Here is a 17,905-nt window from a genome sequence, read left to right as displayed (position 1 = left end):
GGCGGCGAAGAACGCGCACTGGCGGGGCTGTTTTTCGCCAAACGCTTGTGTGCCAACTTGAAATTAAGTAATCATCTATCGAACCGGAATTTCAGTTGCCGTTACTGCTGCAACCTAATCGGCTGCCTCTCTGATAAGCACAGATAGGACCCGCGGTAAGTGCGATGAAAACTTAACAATATTGAGAAATATTTACTTTTTCCTGATGAAAGTTTTAGAGCCGCAGCCGGTCGAAAATGTCCCCAAAGAACCGCCGGTGCCGAATAACGACGACTCGGCGTTATCTCGCTCGACAGGGCGCATTAAGCATCGGATCGGCAACGGGTCACTCGCTGTGCTGAGAGCAGTCCGGCGAAAGATCCGGCTGCAAGATAGACCCCACCCAGCGGGCCTGGCTGCTCCAATCAGAATCGTGCTGGCCGCGTTTAGGAAGTCTCCTGATCCTGGGCCAAGGCGATTGTCTGCGAAGCCGCACGCCACATCGGGGCCTCTGCCTCGAAATCAAGCTGATGCTCGATGTCGATCGCATCGTCATCGGCGGCGGCCTTGCTCGGGGCTTTGGATCTTGTCCGGGGGTGCGCGACTGGGCCGAGCCTTTTGCAGGTGGTAATCGTCGCGGCAAAGTTGCGTCGACATGACGGGGTCATCGGAGCGGCGGACCTTGCGTCCGAGGCCGAAACCCGCGAGCGTCCAGGATACTAGAGTGCAGTAGCATATGCCGGTGAAAGCTGTACGATCACGCGTGCATCCAGATCGCACCTGCTACCGCACCCCCATCCGGCACGCCGATCAACCCGCTCGTCGTTATAGCTTGCTCGTAACCTGGGTTACGTCGGCGCATGGCGGCATCACAATTTGGAACGACCTGAAGCCGGCCAGGCGCTGACGCGAACTACCGTCACTTTTCGCTCGGCGGAGCGCAAGGACGAAAGTGCATCCTGGGAGATGCCCTCGTCAGTGATCACCTCGTCGATTTCGGAAATGTCCGAAAGCGTGCAGAAACCGGGTGCGGTGAATTTAGAGCTGTCGACGAGCAGGATGGTCTTGCGGGCGGAGCCGATCATGGCGCGCTTGAGCGAAGCCACTTCCAGCGACGTCTCGGTCAAAAGCGTGCCGGTGACGGCCGAGGCGCCGGTCATGCAGAGATCGGCATGCAGCGTCTTGATGAAGCTCTCGCCAGGCTCGCCGGCCAGATGACGGTAGCCGGGACGGACGGTGCCGCCCGGCAGGATGATGCGCCAGGATTTGATGTTGGCGGCGAAATCGGCGATCTCCAGGCTGTTCGTCACCACGGTCAGCGGCAGGTCCCGTTCGGCCGCGGCGCGCACCGCCTCCATCACGGTCGAGGAGCTGTCGAAAATGACGCTGTCGCGGGCGCTGAGCCGCCCGGCCGCCTCGCGGCCGATCGCGACCTTCTCGGCATGCTGCAGCTCGGCGTTGACGGTTGTCTCGCGCTCGAAGGTCGCACGCATTGGCTGCAAAAGATGCGCGCCGCCATGGGTGCGTTCGAGATAGCCCTTCTCCACGAGGTGCTCAAGGTCGCGCCGCACCGTCGACTGCGAGCCGCCGATCGTGTCGGCAAGCTCCTGGATCGAGGCCGCGCCGTTGACGCGCAGATGCTCCAGGATGAGAGCCTGCCGCTTGGCGGGAACCATATCGACGCGTTTGCTCGGAGTATCCATGCTTCAACCCGCCTGGCGCAGGAATATCCGGCGCGCCGAATCGGCAATCCCTACCAAATCGTATAGCCGCAATCCACAACCACCACCGCGCCGGTCATGGCGCTGGCGGCGTCCGAGGCAAGAAAGAGAATAGGCGCCGCGATCTCGTCCGGGCCGGCGACACGCTTCATCGGCGTCATGTCCATCCAGATCGGCATCAGCCTCTCGTCTGTGAAGCCGCCGCGCGACATGACGGTATCGACATAGGTCGGCGCGACACAGTTCACCCTGACGCCGCGCTCAGCCCATTCGCCGGCCAGGGAGCGGGTCATGTGATGGACGGCGGCCTTCGCCGCATTATAATGCGCCTGACGCTGCGGCTTGTTGGAGATCAGTCCGGACATCGAGCCGAGGGTGACGATCGAGCCGCGGCCGCGCTCCAACATGGGTCTGGCGAACTCCCGGCAGGACCAATAGGCGCCGTTCAAGTCGACATCGACCACCTTCAGCCAGACCTCGTCACTCATCTCTTCGCCACCCGTGTCAGGCCAGGCGATGCCAGCATTGGCGATCAGGATATCGACCGCGCCATGGCGCTCGTTGGCGGCCCGCGCGGCCACGGCAACGGCCTTGGAATTCGTCACGTCGAGCTCCACTGCCTCGACGTCATAACCTTTCTGCTTCAGCTCATCACGCCCGGCGGAGAGCACTTGGCGGTCGAGGTCCGAGATGATGACCTTCGCGCCGGCCTCGGCAAGCGCTTCGGCCGTCGACAGGCCGATGCCGCGGCCGCCGCCGGTGATGAAGGCCGTCTTCCCGTCAAGGCGGAATCGTTCAAGAAACATCGGAGCATCCTTCAGGCATTTTGCAGGTTAGGCCGGTCTCGGCACGGCCTGTTCGTCCCAGGATGAGCAGGCAGCCGGCGGTAAAACTGTCGCCAAGACCGAGCGTCGTCGCGGGCTTGCCCAGATAGGGCGACGCGCAGGCTACGAATGTCCAGCGTCCCTTGTGTACCGGCGTTTCGAAGGGAAGCGGATGGAAATCGGCCTCCGGCGCGATGGCGATCGTGCGCGCCGGCGCGCCATTTGCCGCCCTGGCGCTGGCGATCGCGCAGCCTGCCATCAGTGCCAGCTCTTCCTCTTGCGGATCGTTGAGCGTCACGGCAACGGCCCATGTATCGGCATGCACGCACACCCGCCGCAGACCGAGTTGTTCGCCGACCGCGATGAGAGCCTCCATCGGATGTTGCGCGAACGGGTTCATCTCGAGCAGTTCGGAATAGCTCATGCCGAGCGAGGTGATCGCGCCACGAGCGTGCCCAAGAAGCTCCTTCACGGCCTGCTGCGATGCATAACCCGCCAGTTCGAAATGGATCGTCGCGAGCCCGGCTGCCTTCCAGTCCCGGCTGAGCGCGAAGACGTGCCGGCTGGCGGCGCCGACATTGTCCGCCGCCTCGTCGTTCAGCCCGGCAAGAAGCCCAGCAGCGGCCGACGGCGCCAGCCGCCGCGACAGGCTCTCGAAATCCCTGTCGCGTTGAATGCCGCGGTCGCCGAAGCGGACGATGACCCGCGACGACCGGGGCGGAACGATGGCGCCGATGGCGCGGCCGGCGGTGAACTCGAAAATGAAAATCTCGGGAAGGTGCGGGCCCGAGGCCTGCACCAGATCCGCGCCTTTCAGCGTATCTTTTTCCGCCAGAAGAACGCCGGCCGGTATCTGCCTCAGCATCGCCGCATAGCGATCCTCGAGGGCGATGAGCGAGCGGACGCCAAGCTCGCCGAGGACCCAGGCAGCCTGTGGACCGGTACCGCCCAGCGCATAGCGCGGACACAGGCGGTCGCGCAGCCATGCCGGGCCTTCCGGCCAGTCGAAGCGCACCTCGCCGCCCACCCCGCGGGCGGCGCGCGAAAGAAGAAGACTGGCAAGGCGCCCCGCCGGCGTATCGGACGGTGCGTCCAGCAGGGGCTGGATATCGCGCATTTCGACGCGCGCATCGACGCAAGCGCTGATACCGCACAGGAAAAGGCCCGCGGCCGAAAGCGCCTCAGTGCCGAGCGGACCCGACCGTGGATCGATCAGCGCCGCATAGCGATCCGCGAACGATCCGGTGAAAACATCACTCATGCCCGGGGCTTCCTCCTCGCCTGTTCGCGCTGTCAATTGCTATCATTATCTTCCAAAGCGTCAATCCGATTTTTTTGCTTTTCGCGCATCGAATTGCTCGACAGCTCCCGGTTTTGGCTGCGCGCGGGGCCTCTGCAGCACAAGCCCGCGCCCGGCGACCCGTGCATCGCTCCGCCGCATATTCTAAATTTTCTGTTTTTGATCAAGTAGTTGAAACTTCGCGGCCCTTCCGAGGCCCCTCGCCCGGTATGCCGCAGAGCCGCCAAGTGCCGTCGACGCTCAAAATTAGAGAGATTTAGATAACTATTGACAGATTATGAGAATTATCCGCATAGTCCCGATATGCCCATGGCGGCGAAGGGATAGCGCGGCGGCGGAGCCGCACAACAAGGTTCACTGAGGAGCATTATGGTCACGAGACTGGACAGAAAGCTGGCGAATATCCGCGCTGGCCGTTACACTCGGGCGGATTTCGTCATTGCCGACGCCAAGGACAGCGACGTTGGCGCCGGCGTGACCGCCACGGGTTTCGACTATTCGGCCAGGCCGCCGCGCCGCCGCAGCCGCCAGGAATTCATCGCCCAGATTGAGGAGATCATCAAACAGGACATCGTCGACATCATGCTGGTGTCGCAGTCCAACCTCGATCTCCTCGACGAGCGCGGCGCCTTCTTCGGCAGCGAGGTGAAGCCCGCCATCCGCGGCAATCTGGAGACGATGTGCTGGGGCGCCGTGCGCCACGGCACCTACACGCAGACGCCGTCCGTCCCCTTCCGCGACACCAATCTTGCGCGCGCCATCGCCAATTATCCGACGCGTGGCACCGACCTCGCCCTCTATTCGGTTTCCTTCAGCAACGATGTCGATCTCGATTGCCGCACGTTGAACGCCTTCGCCGAATTCCGCGCCGAGGCGGCCCGGGTCAACTTCAAATATTTCTACGAGGTCTTCAATCCGAGCGTCGATATCGGCCTCGACCGCCAGCAGACCGGCGAGTTCGTCAACGACAACATCATCAAGTCGCTGGCGAGCGTGCCGAAGGCCGAGCGTCCGCTGTTCCTAAAGACCGCCTACAACGGCCCGAAGGCGCTGGACGAGCTCGCCAGCTTCGATTCCGAGCTGATCGTCGGCGTGCTCGGCGGCGGCGCCGGCACGACGCGTGACACCTTCGAGCTCGTCGCCCAGTCGGAGCGCTACGGCGCCCGCCTCGCCCTCTTCGGCCGCAAGATCAACCTCGCCGAGGCGCCGCTGCAGCTCATCGTTTTGATGCGCGCCGTTGCCGACGGCACGATCGCCCCGGAGGAGGCGGTGCGCGCCTATCATGGTGAGTTGCAGAAGCTCGGGCTGACGCCGAACCGACCCCTCGCCGACGACCGCGCGATCACGGAAGAGGCGCTGACGGCCGCCGCCGCCAAGGCGGCCTGATGCCCGCGCGCTGGCGGCGGCAATAGCCGTCGCGCCTGAATGTGACCCGGCAACGGGTTGCGGCGCCCGCGAGATGGAGGCTCGCGGCACGCTTGATCTGGGAGCTAGAAAAGGGAGGAATATGATGAGAAAAATGCTGTTTCTTGCGACGACGATCCTCGCCGCGGCACTTTATTCCGCGTCCGCCAATGCCGAGCAGAAAGAGGTGACCGTCTGGTCCTGGTTCGTGCAGAGCACGATGGAAAAATCGATCGCGGCCTTCGAGAAGGCGCATCCCGATATCAAGGTCAAATACACCTATTACAACTACTCGCCCGAATACATCACCGCGCTGAAGGCAGCAGCCGCCTCGGGCAGCCTGCCCGACGTGATCGGCCTGCAGCCAGGTTCGCTCACCCAGCAATATCGTGAAAATCTCGAAGCAGTGAACGAGCGCGCCGCCAAAGAGTGGGGCGACAAATGGGCGGAGAAGGTTTTCCCCGTCAACCGCAAGCAGATGCTGATGGGCAACCCGAAGGGCGATGAGAACTATTACATCATCCCGCAGGAATCCCAGGTCCTGTGCATCTGGTACAACCGCAAGATCTTCGAAAAGCTCAATCTTTCCGTTCCCAAGACCTACGCCGACCTGAAGGCGGCGGCGAAGGCACTGACCGACAACGGCTATATCCCGATGTTCCAGGGCGCGGCCGACGGCTGGCAGAACGAGAACGTCTTCCTGATGCTCGCCAACCAGTTCTCAGCCGGCATCGTCGACAAGGCGCAGGCCGGCGAGACGCCATGGACGGCACCGGAACTTGTCGCGGCCATGAAGGCCTGGAAAGGCCTCTTCGACGACGGCATCTTCCAGCAGGGCGCGCTCGGCGCTCATGCCTATCCGACCGGCGCGCAGCTCTTCGCGCAGGGCAAGGTCGGCATGATGGCGCTTGGCTCCTGGTGGATGCAGGAAAGCAAGTTCCCGCCGCCGCTGTCGGAATTCGTGCAGAACATGGACGGCTTCGATTTCTTCTATCTGCCTCCGGTCAAGGACGGCAATTCCGCCAGCCCGCCGGTCGGCGGCATCGACATCGGCTACGGCTTGACCAAGAATGGCGGCAAGAATCCCGAAGCCTGGACCTTCCTTGCAGAACTCACCAACGGCGTCGGCCTGCAGGAAGCCCTGAACGACCTCAACGACCTCCCGGCCTTCGAGGGCAATTCCCCCAAGGGCGACATCACCGACCATGTGAAGGAGATGTCGGCGCGTTTCATGGCCGACCTGCCCAAGGCGGAAAACCAGCGTTTTGCCTCGCCAGCGGTCGCCGAGGCGCTCGACAATGCGCTCGCCGGCGTGGCTGCCGGCAGCACCGAGCCGGAAGCAGCTTTGGCCGCCGTCCAGGCGGCTAGCGAGAAAGCTCTCGCAGCGAAATAGCCCAAGACGAACTGCCGGGCGCGGAGACGCGCCCGGCTCTTTTTCAATGCCAGCCCTTTTTCAGTGTAAGATGGCGAGCATCATGAGCGCAGAGGCCATGCGAGCCGGAGCCGCCATCGCGGCGGTGAAACGGCGATCAGCATCGAGAGCTTCAACGCTCTACCTTTTCGCCCTGCCGGCGACGCTGCTCTTCGTTGTCTTCATTGCCTATCCGATCCTCTGGGTCGCCGGGCAGAGCCTCTATTCCGGCACGACGGACGGCCGAGCCATCTTTGCCGGCTTTGCCAACTACAAGACCATTCTCGGCGATCCGACCTTCTGGATCGTGGTGCGCAACATGGTGCTATGGGGCGTCATCACCATTCCGGTGCAGATGCTGATCGGCGGGCTGCTCGCCTATTTCATCGAGCGCCACACGCACGCCTTGCGCGGCTTCTTCCGAACCATGTTCTTCCTGCCGGTGGTGACCTCCGTCTCGGTCATCAGCTTGGTCTGGGTGCAGATCTACGCGCCCTATTACGGCATCGCACAGGAATATCTGAAGCATGTCGGCATCATCATGACGACGTCGCCGATCGGCGACCCGAAGACGGCAATCTACGCGCTGATCATCGTCAACATCTGGCAATGGACCGGCTTCTCGATGCTGATGTACATCGCCGGCATGGCCAACCTGCCGAGCGAAGTGCTCGACGCTGCGCGCATCGACGGCGCCAGAGGCTGGCGGCTTGCCGTGCATGTCATCGTGCCGATGCTTTCGCCGGCGACGAAGTCGCTGCTGCTGCTCGGCGTCATCGGCACGCTGCAGACCTTTCCGATCGTGCACCTGATGACTGGCGGCGGCCCGAACCGGGCGAGCGAGGTGTTCGGCACCTTCATCTTCAAGCAGAGTTTTGTGCTGGGCGATACCGCCAGCGGCGCGGCGCTTTCCGTGATCGTGCTTGTCACCGCGCTCGTGCTGTCGCTGGTCCAGATCGCGCTGCTCGGCGCCCGGCTGTCGCCGGCTGGAAAGGAGCAGCCATGATGGCGCCGCTCACCCGCAACCGCATCCGCGGCGTCGTCATTCATGCGGTTCTCTTCGTCGTGCTCGGCTTCTGGATGATCCCACAGGTCTACATGCTCTCGATCGGGCTGCGCACGCCGGCGCAGGCCTTCGATGCCGCACTGTTCACCTGGCCGGTGACCTTCGACAACTTCGTCACCGTGATCCGCGACAATCCGCTGGGCGGCATTTTCCTCAACAGCCTGATCATCACCGCAGCCACAGTGGCGATCGTGGTCGCGGTTTCCTCGCTCTTCGCCTTCGCCTGCGCGATCCTGAGGCTGAAGGGCTCGATGCTGCTCTACACGACCCTCCTGACCACGCTGATGGTGCCGCTCGCCTCGATGGTCCTGCCTTTGGCCATCCTGCTCAAGAACTTCGGCTGGGTGAACACCTATATCGGCCTCATCCTGCCCTATGCGGCGCTCGGTGTGCCGTTTGCCATGGTCATCCTCAAAGCCTTCATGGAGGACGCGCCGCGCGAGCTGTTCGAAGCGGCGCGGGTCGACGGCTGCAATGCCTGGCAGACCTACTGGCATGTGGCCCTGCCGCTGGTGCGGCCGGCCCTGGTCTTCGTCACCATCTGGCAGTTCATCGTTACGTGGAACGAGTTCTTCCTCGCTCTCATCGTTCTCACCAGAAGCGAGATGAAGACACTCACCATCGTGCCGATGCAGTATTCCGGCCTCTACATGGCCAATCCCGGTGCGCTCTTCGCGATCCTGACCCTGATCGCGCTTCCGCTCATCCTGCTCTATGTACTGGTGCAGCGCGCCTTCGTGCGCGGCCTGCTCGCCGGCGCGGTGAAAGGCTAGGCCAATGGCAACGCTCTCGATCGACAAGATCACCAAGGCCTTCGGACACACCACGGTCATCCCGGAATTGTCGCTGACCATCGAGGACGGCGAGTTCTGCGTGCTGGTCGGGCCGTCCGGCTGCGGCAAGTCCACACTGCTGCGGATCATCGCTGGGCTCGAGCCCATCAGTTCAGGCCGCATCCTGGTCGACGGTGTCGATATGAGTGGCGCCGAGCCACCAGAACGCGGCGTCGCCATGGTGTTCCAGTCCTACGCGCTTTATCCGCATATGGATGTCGATCGCAACATCGGCTTCGGCTTGAAGATTGCCCGCACGCCGGCCGCCGAGATCGTCGAACGGGTAAGCCGCGCCGCCGAGAAACTGCGCCTCGGCTCCTACCTGAAACGCAAGCCGCGGGAGCTTTCCGGCGGGCAGCGCCAGCGCGTCGCGATCGGCCGCGCGATGACGCGCAAGCCGAAACTCTTCCTGCTCGACGAACCGCTCTCCAACCTCGACGCGGCGCTGCGCGTCGGCATGCGAATAGAGATCGCGCGGCTGAAGGCCGAACTCGCGTCGACCATGGTCTATGTCACGCATGACCAGGTCGAAGCGATGACGCTGGCCGACCGCATCGTGGTCATGAATGGCGGCCGCATCGAGCAGGTCGGCACGCCGCTCGAACTCTACCACCGGCCGGCCAATTTGTTCGTTGCCGGCTTCATTGGTTCGCCGGCCATGAACTTCTTGAACGGCAAGGTGGTTGCTAGTCGAGGCACGGTCGCGACCGTCGCCCTTTCGATGGGACCGACGATGGACATTCCGGTCGAGCGACATGTTGAGCCCGGCGATAGCGTCACCCTCGGCATTCGGCCGGAGCACGTCGAACTGGCGGGCGAAGGACAGCCCAATAGCCATGTCCTCAAGGCCGCAATCGTCGAGCTTCTTGGAAGCGACACGTTCATCCATGCCAATGAAGGCGGCGAAAGCCTGGTCATTCGCGACAGCCGCGGCCGGATCGTGCGCGCGGGCGACCGCATCGGGGTCGCATTGCCGGCGCGCGCCTGCCATCTCTTCAACGGCGCCGGAGACCGGATTTCCGATGCCAGCGAGGCGCATGCGGAACCGGTGTCATCCAGGGGACGCGTCAACTGACCCGAGGCGGATTGCCGCGACAATTGCTTTGAGCAGGGAGGGAACCATGACGGATTTTCAGGGTAGAAAGATTCTGGTGACGGGCGGCAGCGGCGGTATCGGCGGCGCCACCGTGCGGCACCTGGTGCGGGCGAATGCGGACGTCATCGCAGCCGGACGCTCGCGCGAAGCGCTCGATGCGATCGCCAGGGAGACGGGCTGCCGCACCGTGACCTTCGATCTCGCCTCGGAAGGCGAGATCCGCGATGCCCTGGAGGGCCTCGACCTCTGGGGCGTGGTCAACAGCGGCGGTTTCGGTGGCGAGATCGCGACGCCGATGGATACCGACATCGCCATCTTCGACAAGGTCATCACCATCAACGCGCGCGGCGCGCTGCTGGTGACCAAGTATGCGACGCAGCAAATGGTCCGCATCGGCAAAGGTGGTGCGATCGTCAACGTCTCCAGCCAGGCGGCGCTGGTCGCGCTCGAGGGCCACATCTCCTACGGCTCTTCGAAGGCGGCGCTCGAAAACATCACGCGCTGTTCAGCCTTAGAGCTGGGCAAATACGGAATCCGCGTCAACAGCGTCAACCCGACCGTGGTGATGACGCCGATCTCTTCCGGCCACTGGAGCCAGCCGCATGTCGCCGAACCTTTTCTCAAGCAGATGCCGCTCGGCCGCTGGGCGACGGAGGACGAAGTCGCCGGCCCGATCGTCTTCCTGCTCAGCGACGCGGCCTCGATGATCACCGGCGTTTCGCTGCCCATCGACGGCGGCTATACCTGCCGATGAGGCCCTTGGCAGGCACACTCCCAAGAAACTTGCGGCAGGAACGCGCTCTGGCTGGACCCACGGTGCTGAAACTCACAATGCGCCTTGCGGACGTTCAGGTTCGAATGGGTCTTGAGGGCACTTTCCCTCTGCCAGTTCGAGACCGCATATTGCGCGACTTCAAACGCCAATGACTCGTCGGCGCCGACGAATGAAATAGTCGTCGGGGCTTGCGTTGACCGTATGACGTGCGGCTACTATGCGATGTCAGATCATTGGACTTTGAAAGGCCAAGCAATGCCGCCGAGCGAAACGACATCCCGCGAGCCGAGCGAGCAAACTGTTCTCTCTGTTCAAAATCTGACCGTCCGCCTGCCCAAAAACATGGAGCGGGAAAACGCAGTCGAAAACATATCCTTCGATATGAGGAAGGGTGAGATGCTCTGCATCGTCGGCGAGTCGGGCTCCGGCAAGTCGGTCACCGCAAACGCGATCATGGGTCTGTTGCCGTCTTCAGTGCGGATTGCGCGGGGAGGCATCCGATTCAAGGGCCACGATCTCGCCAACGCCGGGGAAGGTGTGATGCGGAGCCTGCGCGGCTGTTCGGTCTCCATCATCTTCCAGGATCCGCTTTCAGCACTCAATCCGCTGATGACTGTCGGCCAGCAGGTGGCGGAGGTCATGGAAGCACACCGGTCCGGCACCTCGGCGACCCGCGTCAAGGCGGTTGTCGACCTGCTTGGCGAAGTCGGCCTGCCGGAGCCGGAGGTTCTGCGGCACCAGTATCCGTTCCAGCTCTCCGGGGGGCAACGCCAGCGCGTAATGATCGCCATGGCGTTGGCACTCGAGCCTGATCTGTTGATTGCCGACGAGCCTACCACGGCTCTCGACGTCACCACCCAGGCGCAGATCCTTGCCCTGATCCGGCGGCTGCAGCGCGAAAAGAACATGAGCGTCATGTTCATCACGCACGACTTTGGCGTCGTCGCGGAAATCGCCGATCGCGTCATCGTTATGGAAAAAGGCGCGGTGGTCGAACAAGGCGCCGCCGCCGATGTGCTTGGTAATCCAAGCCATCCCTACACCAGGCGGCTGATCGCCGCCGTCCCGCACATGATCGAGAGCGAAACGAAGGCTCGTGACGATGCTCCGATCGTGCTGGAGGTGCAGAAACTCGACAAGACCTACCGGCCGGGCATCGGCTTCTTCTCGCGGGCCCGCACCGTGCACGCCGTCAAACAGGTCAGCTTCGAGGTTCGCCAGGGCAGAACGCTCGGCATCGTTGGCGAGTCCGGCTCGGGAAAATCGTCGCTGGGCCGCGTCCTGCTGAAGCTCCTCGACAGCGACGGGGGCAGCATCCTGTTCGACGGCAAGGATATAGCAGCGCTTTCAGACTCCGATTTCCGTCCGATGCGGCCGCACATCCAGATGATCTTCCAGGATCCGTTCGCCTCGCTCAATCCACGGCAGACGATCGCCAAGATCCTCACCGTCGGTCCAATTGCGCACGGGCTGTCCGCCCGGGAAGCGCGCGCGAAGGCGCTGCATCTGCTGCGTCTGGTCGGGCTCGACGAGGGTGCCTATGGCCGCTTTCCGCACGAATTCTCGGGCGGCCAGCGTCAACGGATCGGCATCGCACGAGCCCTGATGATGGATCCCAAAGTTCTGGTCGCCGACGAAGCGGTCTCAGCTCTCGATGTCTCCATCCAGGCGCAGATCCTCGATCTGCTGGCGAGCATCCAGAAGGAAATGAAGATCGCCATGATCTTCATCACTCACGATCTGAGGGTAGCTAGCCGCATCTGCGACGAGATCCTGGTGATGAACCGCGGCGAGGTCGTGGAGTGTGGTCCGCCTTCGCAGATATTCCGGTCGCCCCGTCATCCCTATACAAGGCAACTGATCTCCGCCATTCCCGGCAAGAAATGGGTCCCCGCCGCCTGAGTCGAAGGCGACACTGAAGATCCCTGACCTTCGCTGAGCCATGAATTCGTGCCGGCAAAGGCGCGGCTGCAAGCCTGTTCTTCGATCGAATCGCCGACGCGCGCTCGTCCAAGTCTGCTGTCGAGCAGAATAGTTGCGTTTGTCCACTAAAAGTAGTTGCATTTATCCACTACCAGCTCAATCATGGACTGGAAGATCCGGATGGGGCTGCGGCGATCTTGATGAAGGCTGTCCACGCCAGTCTCTGGAGAGTGTTCGATGCCGGTAAAGAAGAAGAAAGGTCCGCCTTATCCCGTCGAGACGGTCGGGCTGGATGTCCTCGAAGACACGTTGAGCTTCTATATCCGCAGCATCAACATTGCGCTTTCGCGCGATCTCGATGACCGCCTGGAAGGTCTCGACGTCGCTCGGGGAACCGGCAAGATCACGACCTTGCTCCTTGTCGATAGCCACCCGGGAATACGGCCCTCGGTCATCGCGCAGCTCATCATGAGAGATCGCTCCGCCATGGGCAGGCTGGTCGACCAGATGATCGATCATGACCTGATAACGCGCCGGAACGCGCCGGACGACGGACGCGCACAGGAGCTTCACATCACCGAAAAGGGGGCAGACCTCGCTCGCAAGGTGCGCAAGATCGCCACCAAGCAATCCAGCGATTTCTTCGCGGGTGTGCCCGAGAAAGACCAGAAGCGTCTGCTGGACATATTGCGGCGCGTCTACCGCCGCACCGCGGGACTCGACCAATGAGGGAACCGGCAGGAAGCCGAGCCGGCCAGCGTGTGGCGCTCGTGTCCGGCGCCAGCCGCGGCATCGGTGCGGCTTGCGCGCGGCACCTGTTCGAAACGGGCTGGACACTGTCGCTGGGCATGCGCGAACCGCTGCAACCCGACTGGACCGATGGCGAGCGCGTCCGTGTGTTCCCCTACGATGCCGCGCAAGCCGGCTGCGAGCGGGCATGGGTCAACGGGACCGTCGATGCCTTCGGTCGGATCGACGCAGTTGTCGCCAGCGCCGGCATCATGATTCCGAAGTCGGTCATCGACGTCGACGACGCGGATCTCGATCTCATGTTCGAGATCAACGTCAAGGCGCCGCGCCGTCTGGTACGCGCGTCATGGGCATCGCTTGCGGCGAGCCACACAGGCCGGGTGATCATTCTCGCCTCGTTGTCGGGCAAGCGGGTCAAGTCCGTGACAGCAGGCTCCTACTCGATCTCCAAATTTGCCGCCGTCGCGCTGTCCCACGGTATTCGGCAGGCGGGGTGGGATCTCGGAATTCGGGCCACGGCCGTCTGTCCCGGTTTCGTCGCCACGGACATGGCTCGCGGCATCACCGATCGCGCCGATGCGCTGATGACCGACCCGGACGACCTCGCCCGGATCATCGGGCTGCTACTTGATCTGCCCGACCATGCGAGCGTCGCCGAGTTCTCCATCAATTGCCAGCTTGAGGAGTCCTACTGAGCATGCCCGGACCGTTCGTCGTCCCCGTTCATGGAGACACTGAGTTGCCTAAGGAGGTGGACTGCGTCGTCATCGGCGGCGGCATCATCGGCACGTCGACGGCGCTGGAGCTGGCCGAGAGAGGCTTGCGGGTGGCCCTGTGCGAGAAGGGGGGCATCGGACAGGAACAGTCCAGCCGCAACTGGGGCTGGGTCCGCATTTCCCGGCGGGATCCACGCGAGGTTCCGCTGATGGCGGAAGCCCTGCGGATATGGGCGAGGCTCTCCGAACGGACGGGGCGAGACACCGGCTACGCCCGGGCCGGAATTGTCTTCACCTGCGCGGACGACAAGGAATACGAACAGCACGAGCGCTGGGGACGCCATCTCCAAGGCTATCAGCTCGAGTCGCGAATGATCAGTGCTGGCGAATTGCGTGACCTCCTCCCCGGCTCCAATCTCGATGTCAAAGGAGCGCTCTACACGCCAGCCGACGGTCGCGCCGAGCCGCAGAAGGCGGCGCCCGCAATTGCCGAAGCCGCACGCGACCGTGGCGCCGCCATACTGACGGAATGCGCCGTGCGCGGCGTCGAAACGACGAGCGGCGCCGTTTCGGGCGTCGTGACCGAACGTGGATTCATCGCCTGCAAGGCGGTCGTTCTTGCCGGAGGGGCCTGGTCGAACCTGTTTTGCGGAACGCTTGGGCTCGACCTGCCGCAGCTGAAGGTCATGAACACGGTTCTTCGCACGACCCCGGTCGAGAACGGGCCGGACCAGGCCGTGTGGGCAAACAACTTCGCCATACGCAAGCGCCAGGACGGTGGCTACACCGTCGCCTCCAGCATGAGCAATCTCGTCGACATCGTGCCCAACTCCTTTCGCTATGCGCGCGATTTTCTTCCGGCCTGGAGACAGAGTGGCGATCGCTGCAATTCCGACTGGGTGGTCGTTTCCTTCACGAGGCAGGGATGCCGACCCGCTGGGCGATGGATGAGGCGAGCCCCTTCGAATACTGCCGCGTGCTCGATCCCAAGCCTTCCAAAAAAAGCTCGGAGCGCGTTCTTGCAAATGCCCGCAAGGCATTTCCCGTTCTGGCAAAGGCAGAGGTGGCGCAGCGCTGGGCCGGCTATATCGACGTCACGCCGGACGCCGTTCCCGTCATTTGCGCCGTTGACGAGGTTCCCGGCTTTCATGTGGCGACCGGTTTCTCAGGCCATGGTTTCGGCATCGGGCCCGCGGCAGGCAGGCTGATGGCGGACATCGTGACCGGACGGCCGCCGATCGTCGATCCTAAGGATTTCCGGTGGTCGCGGTTTTCAGACGGATCGAAGGTCGCACCGATCACCGGATTATAAGCGCTCCGACAAGAGAGCGTGACGCAGCGAAAGTGGAACACTATGAAAAGGAGCCTCCAATGTCAGACAAGAGTAGCAGCATAATCTTTCGACCGACGCGTCGTCAGGCGCTTGGAATGGCGATCGCCGGTGCCGCCGGGCTCACCATGCCCAACCTGACGGGAGCAGGCAGCGCCCTAGCGGCAACCCCGCCGAGCGAACCCAAGGGGCAGGTGATCGTCGGCTTTTCGCAGGAGCCCACCGTATTCAACCCGCATCTGCCGCATATCGAGGTCGACGAAGGTATTCATTTCAGCGTCTTCGATCCGCTGTTTGGTGTCGATCCCAGGGGCAATTTCTTCCCCGCGCTCGCCAAGGAAGTGCCGACCGTCGAAAACGGCGGCATCTCGGCCGACGGGCTCGAGTGGCACGTCAAGTTGCGCGACGACGTGAAGTGGCATGACGGACAGCCGTTCACCGCCGAGGACGTCAAGTTTACGCTCGAACTGCTGGTCGACCCGAAGTTTCGCAGCTGGCGACGCGCCGGCCACGAACTTGTCCAGGACCTGACTGTCGTCTCGCCAACCGAGATCAAGTGGAAGATGAAGGAGCCTTACGCGCCCTACCCGTCGATCCTGGCGGCGACCTTCATCGTTCCCAAACATTTGCTCGGTGCAGCGGAGGACAAGAACACCGCACCGTTCAACAATGCCCCGATCGGCACCGGCCCGTTCAAATGGGTGGAACGCACGGCCGGCGACCACATCGAACTGGCTGCCAATACCGACTACTTCGCCGACGGTCCCTACCTGAAGAGCCTGATCTACAAGTACATTCCGGATCTGACCGTGCTCTATACCCAGTTCAAGACCGGCGACATCGACGTTATCGGATTGCAGTGGATCACGGCCGACCACTATGAGGAAGCCAAGACGCTGAGCGGAACCGCGGTCGCCGTTATTCCCGCCGCCACGATCGAATCGCTCAGCTTCAACATGGAGCGCCCGCAGTTCAAGGAACTCGCCGTTCGTCAGGCGCTGTACCATGCGCTGGATAAGAAGACGATCATCGACGCCCTCTACTACGGCCTGCCGGCCCCGACCGAAACGTACATGCCGCAGCAGTCCTTCTACTACAATCCCGATTTGCCGAAGCAGGAATACGATCTGGACAAGGCAAAGAAACTGCTGGACGACGCCGGCTGGGTCCCTGGCGGGGACGGCATCCGCGTCAAGAACGGTGTTCGCCTCTCGTTCAAGAACTCGACCACGGCGGGTAATCATATCCGCGAACAGGCACAGCAGTTCATTCAGCAATCGTATCGCGACATCGGCGTCGAGGTGGTAATCTCCAACCTGCCGCCGGCCGTGATGTGGGGCGACTACTGGATGAAGTCGGAATTTGATTCCGTGGTCGTCGGCATCAACTTCCTGACGGGCTCCGATCCCGACACTTCGGACTACCTCAGCTCGAAGTCGATTCCGGCCAAGGGCGGCTCCGGCCAGAATACCTGGCAGTATGCCAGCCCGGAGGTGGACAAGCTGCTTGAAACCGGCGGTGTCGAATTCGTGCCGGAGAAACGCAAGCAGGCCTACCTGAAAATCCAGGAGACCGTGCGCAACGACCTGCCATTCCTGCCGATGTTCCAATACGCGACGGTCCGCGGACACAAGTCCGGTGTCGAAGGCGTCGTGCCGAACATCAATGTCCGCATCGACTCCTGGGACGTGGCCACCTGGTACTGGGCATAGACGCACAAATGAGGCCGGGTCGGCAATGACCGGCTCGGCCTGCGTGGCCGACAGGGACGCCTCTGGCTCGACTGTATCCGACGGACATCCAAAACGGAGACAACCGGCATGCTTCGCTATCTGCTGGGACGCTTCTGGCAAAGTCTCGTCCTGCTCCTGCTGGTTTCGGTGATCGGCTTTGCCGTCCTGAACCTGGCTCCGGGCGGACCGCTCTCTCAATTCACTCTGACGCCAGGGATGACACAGGCCGATCTCGATCGCATCGCCTCGCAAATGGGGCTCGATCGACCCCTTCCTGTCCAGTACATCGACTGGCTGGCACATCTGCTTCGCGGTGACTGGGGGCGTTCCTACCGGGACGGCAGGCCTGTGCTCGACATCATCTGGGAGCACCTTGTCGCGACATTGCTGCTGATGGGCGTGTCGACCGCGATCGCCATCCTTGTCGGCACCTGGATCGGAGTACTGGGCGCGCTCAAACGATATTCGATCTTCGACTACGCCGCGACCGTCGGCGCGATGGTGGCGCTGTCGATCCCGACCTTCTGGTTCGGGCTGATCGCGATCTACATCTTCTCGCTGCGGCTCAGATGGCTGCCGGCCGGCAACATGTACACGATCGGCGATGGCTCGCTCGGCGATTACGCGACCCATCTGATCATGCCGAGCATCGTGCTTGCGCTGGTCAATATCGCCGTGTGGAGCCGCTATATGCGCACCGCGACGCTCGACGTCATCAGCCAGGATTTCGTCCGAACGGCCCGGGCCAAGGGGCTGAGTTCCCGACGTGTGTTGCTTCGCCACATCCTCGGAAACGCCCTGCTCCCGATGATCACCCTGCTGGGACTGCAGCTGCCGACAATACTGGGTGGCGCGTTGGTGACAGAAACGGTCTTTACCTGGCCCGGCATGGGACGGCTGTTCCTCGATAGTCTCGGCTACAGCGACTACCCCGTCGTGATGGGTTTGCTGATGATGTCCGCTGTCCTCGTCCTGGTCGGCAATCTGGCCGCGGACCTCACCGTCGCATTCGTTGATCCGCGCATTCGATTGAGCTGAGGAACG

Annotated in this window: 14 protein-coding genes and 1 pseudogene; 12 read left to right on the top strand and 3 right to left on the bottom strand. The window is 62.6% G+C overall.

Going from position 1 to position 17,905, the window contains the following annotated elements; genetic code table 11:
- Positions 1–848: 848 nt before the first annotated feature.
- From EH240_RS28335 to EH240_RS28325, 3 genes are read right to left on the bottom strand one after another with little or no spacing between them, the layout of a single operon-like run.
- Positions 849–1,682, bottom strand: a complete 834-nt coding sequence (locus EH240_RS28335) for a DeoR/GlpR family DNA-binding transcription regulator (RefSeq protein ID WP_125004762.1) — start codon at positions 1,680–1,682, stop codon at positions 849–851.
- 50 nt (positions 1,683–1,732) lie between these two features.
- Complete coding sequence (locus EH240_RS28330) at positions 1,733–2,506, bottom strand: SDR family NAD(P)-dependent oxidoreductase (RefSeq protein WP_125004760.1); 774 nt, start codon at positions 2,504–2,506, stop codon at positions 1,733–1,735.
- Positions 2,496–3,785: an ADP-dependent glucokinase/phosphofructokinase gene (locus EH240_RS28325; RefSeq protein WP_125004758.1), complete on the bottom strand. Its 1,290-nt coding sequence runs from the start codon at positions 3,783–3,785 to the stop codon at positions 2,496–2,498. The genes EH240_RS28330 and EH240_RS28325 overlap by 11 nt, the downstream gene beginning before the upstream one ends.
- A gap of 408 nt (positions 3,786–4,193) precedes the next feature.
- Here EH240_RS28325 and EH240_RS28320 point away from each other — a divergent pair, with 408 nt between their 5' ends.
- From EH240_RS28320 to EH240_RS28265, 12 genes and pseudogenes are all read left to right on the top strand, one after another.
- Entirely contained in the window at positions 4,194–5,210 is a 1,017-nt protein-coding gene (locus tag EH240_RS28320; RefSeq protein ID WP_125004756.1) for a hypothetical protein, read from the top strand.
- A gap of 124 nt (positions 5,211–5,334) precedes the next feature.
- Complete coding sequence (locus EH240_RS28315) at positions 5,335–6,621, top strand: ABC transporter substrate-binding protein (RefSeq protein WP_125004755.1); 1,287 nt, start codon at positions 5,335–5,337, stop codon at positions 6,619–6,621.
- A gap of 82 nt (positions 6,622–6,703) precedes the next feature.
- The gene (locus EH240_RS28310) at positions 6,704–7,645 is read left to right on the top strand and encodes a carbohydrate ABC transporter permease (RefSeq protein ID WP_125004753.1); all 942 of its coding nucleotides are present in this window, start codon (positions 6,704–6,706) and stop codon (positions 7,643–7,645) included.
- On the top strand, positions 7,642–8,478 hold the full coding sequence (locus EH240_RS28305; RefSeq protein WP_245436442.1) for a carbohydrate ABC transporter permease: 837 nt from the start codon (positions 7,642–7,644) through the stop codon (positions 8,476–8,478). Before EH240_RS28310 ends, EH240_RS28305 begins: the two co-directional genes overlap by 4 nt.
- Before the next feature lie 4 nt (positions 8,479–8,482).
- Positions 8,483–9,613: an ABC transporter ATP-binding protein gene (locus tag EH240_RS28300; RefSeq protein ID WP_125004751.1), complete on the top strand. Its 1,131-nt coding sequence runs from the start codon at positions 8,483–8,485 to the stop codon at positions 9,611–9,613.
- 46 nt (positions 9,614–9,659) lie between these two features.
- On the top strand, positions 9,660–10,388 hold the full coding sequence (locus EH240_RS28295; protein WP_125004749.1) for an SDR family oxidoreductase: 729 nt from the start codon (positions 9,660–9,662) through the stop codon (positions 10,386–10,388).
- Positions 10,389–10,664: 276 nt separating this feature from the next.
- Complete coding sequence (locus EH240_RS28290; protein ID WP_125004747.1) at positions 10,665–12,311, top strand: ABC transporter ATP-binding protein; 1,647 nt, start codon at positions 10,665–10,667, stop codon at positions 12,309–12,311.
- Positions 12,312–12,569: 258 nt separating this feature from the next.
- On the top strand, positions 12,570–13,061 hold the full coding sequence (locus EH240_RS28285; RefSeq protein ID WP_125004745.1) for a MarR family winged helix-turn-helix transcriptional regulator: 492 nt from the start codon (positions 12,570–12,572) through the stop codon (positions 13,059–13,061).
- The gene (locus EH240_RS28280; protein WP_167484193.1) at positions 13,058–13,777 is read left to right on the top strand and encodes an SDR family NAD(P)-dependent oxidoreductase; all 720 of its coding nucleotides are present in this window, start codon (positions 13,058–13,060) and stop codon (positions 13,775–13,777) included. The genes EH240_RS28285 and EH240_RS28280 overlap by 4 nt, the downstream gene beginning before the upstream one ends.
- A gap of 2 nt (positions 13,778–13,779) precedes the next feature.
- Positions 13,780–15,110, top strand: a pseudogene (locus EH240_RS28275) (NAD(P)/FAD-dependent oxidoreductase).
- Between the two features lie 146 nt (positions 15,111–15,256).
- Positions 15,257–16,840: a peptide ABC transporter substrate-binding protein gene (locus EH240_RS28270; protein ID WP_425374841.1), complete on the top strand. Its 1,584-nt coding sequence runs from the start codon at positions 15,257–15,259 to the stop codon at positions 16,838–16,840.
- Between the two features lie 108 nt (positions 16,841–16,948).
- Positions 16,949–17,899 carry an ABC transporter permease gene (locus EH240_RS28265; protein ID WP_125004741.1) on the top strand — a complete coding sequence of 317 codons (951 nt, stop codon included), beginning with the start codon at positions 16,949–16,951 and terminating at the stop codon, positions 17,897–17,899.
- Positions 17,900–17,905 lie beyond the last annotated feature (6 nt).

Source organism: Mesorhizobium tamadayense (assembly GCF_003863365.1).
GTDB lineage: Bacteria > Pseudomonadota > Alphaproteobacteria > Rhizobiales > Rhizobiaceae > Mesorhizobium > Mesorhizobium tamadayense.
The sequence above is the reverse complement of the archived record's forward strand: the minus strand, read 5'-3'. Positions and strand labels throughout refer to the sequence as shown.